This window comes from Flavobacterium kochi, assembly GCF_048286715.1.
In the GTDB taxonomy this organism is placed as follows: Bacteria; Bacteroidota; Bacteroidia; order Flavobacteriales; family Flavobacteriaceae; genus Flavobacterium.
Genome location: NZ_JBLVPW010000002.1, coordinates 279223 through 285492, shown reverse-complemented (window position 1 = coordinate 285492; position 6270 = coordinate 279223). Strand labels below are relative to the sequence as shown.

At 34.2% G+C, this 6270-nt stretch carries 7 protein-coding genes; 3 read left to right on the top strand and 4 right to left on the bottom strand.

All coding sequences use genetic code 11. The features are described from left to right. The first annotated feature begins 41 nt into the window (after positions 1–41). From ACNQGH_RS03655 to ACNQGH_RS03645, 3 genes are all read left to right on the top strand, one after another. The gene (locus tag ACNQGH_RS03655) at positions 42–122 is read left to right on the top strand and encodes a hypothetical protein (protein WP_417954630.1); all 81 of its coding nucleotides are present in this window, start codon (positions 42–44) and stop codon (positions 120–122) included. Continuing rightward, a complete protein-coding gene (locus ACNQGH_RS03650) occupies positions 85–681 on the top strand; it encodes a site-specific integrase (RefSeq protein ID WP_417954624.1) in 597 nt (198 codons plus the stop codon). The genes ACNQGH_RS03655 and ACNQGH_RS03650 overlap by 38 nt, the downstream gene beginning before the upstream one ends. Positions 682–896: 215 nt before the next feature. Then, positions 897–2420 carry a DUF4062 domain-containing protein gene (locus ACNQGH_RS03645; RefSeq protein WP_417954623.1) on the top strand — a complete coding sequence of 508 codons (1524 nt, stop codon included), beginning with the start codon at positions 897–899 and terminating at the stop codon, positions 2418–2420. Between the two features lie 354 nt (positions 2421–2774). Here the strand turns inward: ACNQGH_RS03645 and ACNQGH_RS03640 are convergent, their stop codons facing one another. The 4 genes from ACNQGH_RS03640 to ACNQGH_RS03625 form a co-directional block, all read right to left on the bottom strand. After that, on the bottom strand, positions 2775–4052 hold the full coding sequence (locus ACNQGH_RS03640) for a transposase (RefSeq protein ID WP_417954622.1): 1278 nt from the start codon (positions 4050–4052) through the stop codon (positions 2775–2777). A 491-nt stretch (positions 4053–4543) separates the two neighbouring features. Further along, positions 4544–4891: a hypothetical protein gene (locus ACNQGH_RS03635; protein WP_417954621.1), complete on the bottom strand. Its 348-nt coding sequence runs from the start codon at positions 4889–4891 to the stop codon at positions 4544–4546. Beyond that, entirely contained in the window at positions 4888–5685 is a 798-nt protein-coding gene (locus ACNQGH_RS03630) for a type II toxin-antitoxin system antitoxin SocA domain-containing protein (protein WP_417954620.1), read from the bottom strand. Before ACNQGH_RS03630 ends, ACNQGH_RS03635 begins: the two co-directional genes overlap by 4 nt. 338 nt (positions 5686–6023) lie before the next feature. After that, positions 6024–6218: a hypothetical protein gene (locus ACNQGH_RS03625; protein WP_417954619.1), complete on the bottom strand. Its 195-nt coding sequence runs from the start codon at positions 6216–6218 to the stop codon at positions 6024–6026. Positions 6219–6270 lie beyond the last annotated feature (52 nt).

The window sequence follows — 6270 nt, the reverse complement described above, 5'->3', positions numbered from 1 at the left end:
AAGGAAAAACAGGGATTAAAAACAACTCCGTGGTAAAGTACATGAGAATGTACAAAACAGCCGCAAATTACGGTGTTAAAATGGGTGTCCTGCTTACAAACCCCTATAGTATTTACGGGTAAGTTAACCGTTAAAAATGCAGTATATCTTACTACTGAAGAATTAAAGACAATAGAAGATAAAAAAATTAGTATCAAGCGTCTTGAAAGAGTAAAAGATATATTTCTTTTTTGTTGCTATACCGGATACGCTCCTATAGACGCTTCAAATCTGACTTCAAGCAACTTAGTGACTGATTGTAATGGCAATCTTTGGATTGTAACCAACAGAACAAAAACAGCAATTCGCGCCAATGTGCCTGTGCTCCCTCCTGTGCTGAAGATAATTAACAAATATAAAAATCAACAAATTGGATTGATTCCTAAAATATCCAATCAAAAAATGAATGTTTATTTGAAGGAAATTGGAGTGTTATGCGGGATTGATAAAAACCTAACTTGGTATGTAGCCAGACACACCTTTGCTACGACTGTGACACTAGGCAATGGGGTGAAGATTGAAAATGTTTCAGCAATGATGGGCCATACTAATATTATGCAAACACAGCATTATGCTAAGGTATTAGATGCAAATGTAATGGAAGACATGATTAAATTAATGAAGAAATATAAAACCATATAAGGGTGATCATGCCGTGAATAAAAACCTTATTTGCCAAAAATACGCACATGAGTTAAAAATATCTTTCGAAAAATTTGCAGAGGTCTTCGCTTTGTCTCCAAAAAAGCTGTTCATTTACTATTAAACCTTGAACCTGAATCTTTAAATCTTCGAACTTCAAAAAAACCAAATATTTTGATTATTATTGCCCGTCCAATTACAGATCAGTATAAAGAATGAGAAAAATAAAAATATTCATCAGTAGCGTACAAGTCGAAATGGCGAAAGAGCGTTGGGCTTTACACGAATATTTATTATCCGACCCATTGTTGGGGAAATTTTTCGAACCTTTCTTGTTTGAACTGTTACCTGCAAGCGACCAGAATGCGGCAAACCTCTATCTGAGAGAAGTGGAACTTTGTGATATTTATTTAGGAATTTTAGGCAATGATTATGGTTTTGAGGATGCTGCAGGAATTTCTCCTACTGAAAGAGAATTTGACCATGCCACTTTACACCACAAAACCCGTCTTGTTTTTCTAACATCAAATAGCGCATCTGACAGACGTCCAAAACAAAATGCTTTTATCAATAAAGTTCAATCTGGTTTAGTCCGAAAACGCTTTAGTTCTGTCGAAGAATTAAAAGCTTCTGTTTATGCTGCTTTGGTCAAATATTTAGAAGAAAAGGAAATCATTCGAACAGGTCCTTTTGACGCTTCTTTACATCCAAAAGCTACTTTGCAGGACATCGATACCGAAAAAGTTGCAGCCTTTGTTCGTTTAGCAAAATCAAAAAGAGGTTTTCCACTACCGGAAACCGCGGCTGTTGAAGTGGTTTTAACCCACTTAAATCTCTGTCAGGAAAACAGGGTGACCAATGCAGCTCTGCTTTTGTTCGGGAAAAACCCGCAACGGTTTTTCATAAATGCAGAAGTTCGTTGCGCTTATTTCCAGGGTAACATAGTAGAAAAGCCAATCCCTTCTTACAAAGTATTTCAGGGTGATGTTTTTGAATTGGTGAATCAGGCAGAAGACTTCATTTTGTCCAAATTGGATTATTCAGTAGGTACTCGGTCTGAGAATACAGACATTCCGGGACAATACGAGATTCCAAGAGAAGCCATTGCTGAAGCTTTAGTAAATGCCATTGCACATCGTGATTACACTTCAAATGGCAGTGTTCAGGTGATGATGTTTAGGGATCGTCTGGAAATATGGAATCCTGGTTTATTACCTATGGGCTGGACCACCGAAAAACTAAAAATCCTGCATAGTTCAATTCCCTTCAATCCGCTATTGGCTCATCCCATGTATTTGGCTGGTTACATCGAACGCTTGGGAACAGGTACGGCCGATATCATCCGACTGAGTAAAGAAGCCGGACTCCAAGAACCCATATTTCTTCAAGACGAAGATTTCAAAACCATACTTTACAGAAAAACTACCGAGGAAGCAACCGAAAAAGGAGATTCAAGGTTGGGAGATAAGTTGGGAGATAAGTTGGGAGATAAGTTGGGAGATAAGTTGGGAGATAAGTTGGGAGATAAGTTGGGAGATAAGTTGGGAGATACTTCTATGAAAATAATTGTTGCTATCAAAAATAACAAAGAAATTAGTATTGCCCAGTTGGCTTCACAATTAGCAATAAGCACTACTACAGTCGAAAAACAATTGGCAAAATTAAAGAAAAAAGGAATCCTATTTCGCCACGGCACCAAGGGTGGTTATTGGGAAATCAGTAAAGAAATTAAAGAGTAATTGAAGTATTTTTTCTCCAAATACATATACCCACTAAAAAACAATAAACACCAACATATGAAATACTATTTTTGTAGATAATACCAAAAAAGGGAACATGGATAACGAGAATTTGGACAGTTTAATAGACCAATTGAAACCATTAATTGCACAAATACAACAGTTGCAAGAACAAGCATACAGTATCTGTAAACCGCTCCCCCTAACACGATTCTTTTATAAAAAAGGGTTCCATATAAGGAATTGATTTAAAAGTGAGGCTGTTATAATATTGTAAAAATAAAGCACGGATAATTTGAAACTATAAAAATCCAATACAGAAGAAAACGGTAATGTTTTTTTGCTATTCCAATATTACCTGCAACCTTTACAGCTATTTTGTTGGTTTTCTGATATTCTATGGATTTTATGTTCCGGAAAATGGGTTTTATAACTTTTTAAAGCTACGAGTTTTCCTGAAAAAGTTTCTTGAGGTGTATTTCCTTGTAGGGAGAGTTGTGGGCGAATCGTGTTATAAGTTAACACATCTGCCACTAAAGCAGTTTCAAGTTGTTCCCTGTTGGTTAAATTTTGCGGTAACAAAAACTGGTGTTTGATGATTTTATTGAACGCCTCAATTTTGGAGTTAGAAAAAGGAATGTCTTTTTGGGCAATTAAATGTTTGATGTCTTGGCCGGTGGTGGTTAGGAATTCTTGAACCGTACTGTTTACATTTTCCACACCGCCATCGGTGACAAAAGTGATGGGTTCTTTGCTTTTGTGTTTCAAATATGCTTGTTCCAACAAATCTCTAATGGCTTTTGGGCTGGAACTGTTTTCAATTCTGTATCCTAGAATCATTTTAGAATAATGATCCATCAAAAAATGAATGTAATATTTTTTGTCATCTGCCGTTTTTAGTATCGTTACATCGGCACACCAAATTTCATTGGGTCTACAACTCATCAACGAGCCATATCGTTTTTTCGGATGCAGGTGTCTTGTACTATATCCCAATAATTTGGAGTATTTGTACCAAGTGGTCAAGCCAAAAGAGATTTCTTTGCTGCGTAATGCCAACAAGTAAACAGAGGATTTAGACCAATGAAGATAGTCTTCATTTTCCATATATTTTTTGATTTGTAAAATTTCCTTTTTTAATAGTTGATGCGGATATTGTTTGACACACCACAAAAAATACGAAGAATCACATTTATTAATAACAAGTACTTTATAATTGTGATAGGTAGCTCTGGAAATATTGAAGACTTTTAATGCACTTTCAACGGGAACTATATCTTTTACCATTTCGACGGCATTTACCAATTTTTCTTTTTGTAACCCCATTTGTCGTTTGATTCCTTTTATTGCGCTGATAATCTCATGATAGGTATCAGAAAGTTTGAAATAAGCTTCCATGACTTTTTTTGCATTTTTAGATTCTCCAGTCCGTTTTATGAGTTCTAATTCTTCTTTTATAAAATTGGCTACTTCGCAACCGAGGTACTTGTCGGCTGTTTCATGTTCCCAACGGTGCTTGTTTGTTTTGGGAATTTTGGCTTTTATGGTATTGGGCAAGTTGTCGAATAATCCGTTTCTGATGTAATGTTTGACATTGGTATCCCATGAAATACGAGAAGATGAATAGATCATAAAAAAAATGCGTCATAAATTGTCTGACAATAATATGAAATTAAAAACAATAGGAAAGTATTTGCACGTAATACCAATCAAAATAGAAAAACCCAATACCAAAACTTAGTCTAGCATTAGACTTTCCTTTTTCTATTCCAAAAGCATCGGACATCTTTAATTACTCAACAACACCATAACCAACTCATTTTCAGACGTAGTTCCTTAAATGGAACGCTTTTTTATAAAAGAATCGTGTGAGTAGCAACGGTGTTGTGGCGAACCAGGTCCTTTTCCCTAGAAAAATGACTCTGCAAGTGTACAACTTTTTATCAAAAAACAAATTTTCTATCAAAAACCGTATGCCATACCAATTTTCATAGGTATTTATAACAAAATATACCTAAAAAGGATAATTACTTTTGCAGAAGAAATTAAGAGCCGCGAAACTTTTATTTCAATCTACTGAAGCGCTATTCCAGTTTGCTTCGGTTATTTATTTTTAATTTTTTCTATTTAAAATTTTTTAATATTCTATCTCTATCCTCATTCTCTTTGTCATTTTTATGATATAATTCAATGAAAACAATCTTATTATCTTCCTTAAAATAAGCATAAACCAATCGTAATCCGGAATTAACCCCATTACCCTTGAGAGACTTACATGCTATTTTTTTTACCTTAATAACACAACTTTCTATTCCTAAATTATCAATTCTAAAACTAAAAGGAGGTCTTGCATCGGGTAAAATTTCCATAACTTTCTTCACCACTTCCATGTCATCCTTTAAAGTCTTATACTTTTTCAAAAGGCCTTTAAAATCTTTCTTAAAGGGATCTATTTCTTCAAATACAATCATAACTCAATATCTTCTTCATAATTCCTTACTGAAAAAGGAGGTTCTCTATAAAAGGCTAACTCATAATTAATCTCTTCACCATCTTTTGAAGCCATCCAAGGAATGTCCTTATGAGAATAGTTACTAACCGCAGAAGCAGACCAATCACTCATTAGTTCAATCACTTTGTCTATTACTTCTTTCTCACTAGCTAGTAATCCTGTCAAATCAGCTTTTTCTAATGGCAAATAACGGGTTTGAGGATAACCGTGATATTCAGTTTTGAAACGTTGTACTTGCTTGTTTTCAATCATATTATTCATGATAATATCTAAATTTTGAGGAACAGGTCCATAAGGCAATTTTCTGTAATTCGCTCCGGTAAGATGTTCTTCATACAACTCATAATAATTGAAATCAGAAAAATACAACAACTTATACAATACAGTTTCTCCAACATTAGGCTTTCCTGCACATCGTTCCAATATATACAATAGAATATTTTTAAATTTTCCAATTTGTAAAGACGGAACAGATATTCTCTCATTACTAGTTTTAGGTTTTTCCTCTTCCGAAAAATTAATTGCTTCAGTCGTAAAATCTTCAGACATAAGGTCGTCAAGTGAAAAACCAAGTACTTGAGCAAACTTTTGCAATTCCATAATATTCAAACTTCTTTTACCCAACTCTACTTGAGTCAAAGAAGGCCTGGATATTCCAACCATTTTAGCCAAGTCTTCTTGAGAAAGTTGTTTTCTCTTTCTTAGCTCAACAATACGTTGTCCTATTTGAACTTGTGAAATTTGAAAAATCATAATTTTGAAATATCAGTTAATATATGCAAATGTATAAAATGTTTCAATATAGAACAAAAATATGTTTTAATTTAAAACAAAACTCTCCTGACTATTATATTTCAACAATTAAAAAAAAATACTGTCACACTTAAAAAAAATACTAAAAATGCTCTTTACATCGTAATCTTACCTAACTTTTATATATGACGCAATAATCTTGATATCTCAAGAAGTAATGTGGACACCTCATTACCTGTTATTGCTACAACCTTGACACTTCCAGCAACAATATGGACACCTTATTAGTATGGACACCTTACCATACAAATGCCTTTCTAATTATGTTTCCGTGAATTTCATTTCCAATACTCGCTTTTTGTTGAACCTTCTCTTTCAATTACTTTATCATCCTTCAATTTAGCGATCACTTTTTCTATTGTACTTGTTGCCAGTTCAAGAATAACAGCAATGTCTTGTCCTAATGGATGGTTCAAGCACGAAGAGCATAAGAATATCAATTCCATTTCTTCCTCATTTGTTCCGAATTTCATCCGTAATTACCCCGTAAAAAAGCAATATTCATTTCCTTACCGAGAGAAATTG

What these genes read in the sequence shown, in the direction of transcription:
- ACNQGH_RS03655 (WP_417954630.1), top strand. Translation starts at nt 42, where the DNA reads ATGAGAATGTACAAAACAGCCGCAAATTACGGTGTTAAAATGGGTGTC.
- ACNQGH_RS03645 (WP_417954623.1), top strand. Translation starts at nt 897, where the DNA reads ATGAGAAAAATAAAAATATTCATCAGTAGCGTACAAGTCGAAATGGCG.
- ACNQGH_RS03640 (WP_417954622.1), bottom strand. Translation starts at nt 4,052, where the DNA reads ATGATCTATTCATCTTCTCGTATTTCATGGGATACCAATGTCAAACAT.
- ACNQGH_RS03635 (WP_417954621.1), bottom strand. Translation starts at nt 4,891, where the DNA reads ATGATTGTATTTGAAGAAATAGATCCCTTTAAGAAAGATTTTAAAGGC.
- ACNQGH_RS03630 (WP_417954620.1), bottom strand. Translation starts at nt 5,685, where the DNA reads ATGATTTTTCAAATTTCACAAGTTCAAATAGGACAACGTATTGTTGAG.
- ACNQGH_RS03625 (WP_417954619.1), bottom strand. Translation starts at nt 6,218, where the DNA reads ATGAAATTCGGAACAAATGAGGAAGAAATGGAATTGATATTCTTATGC.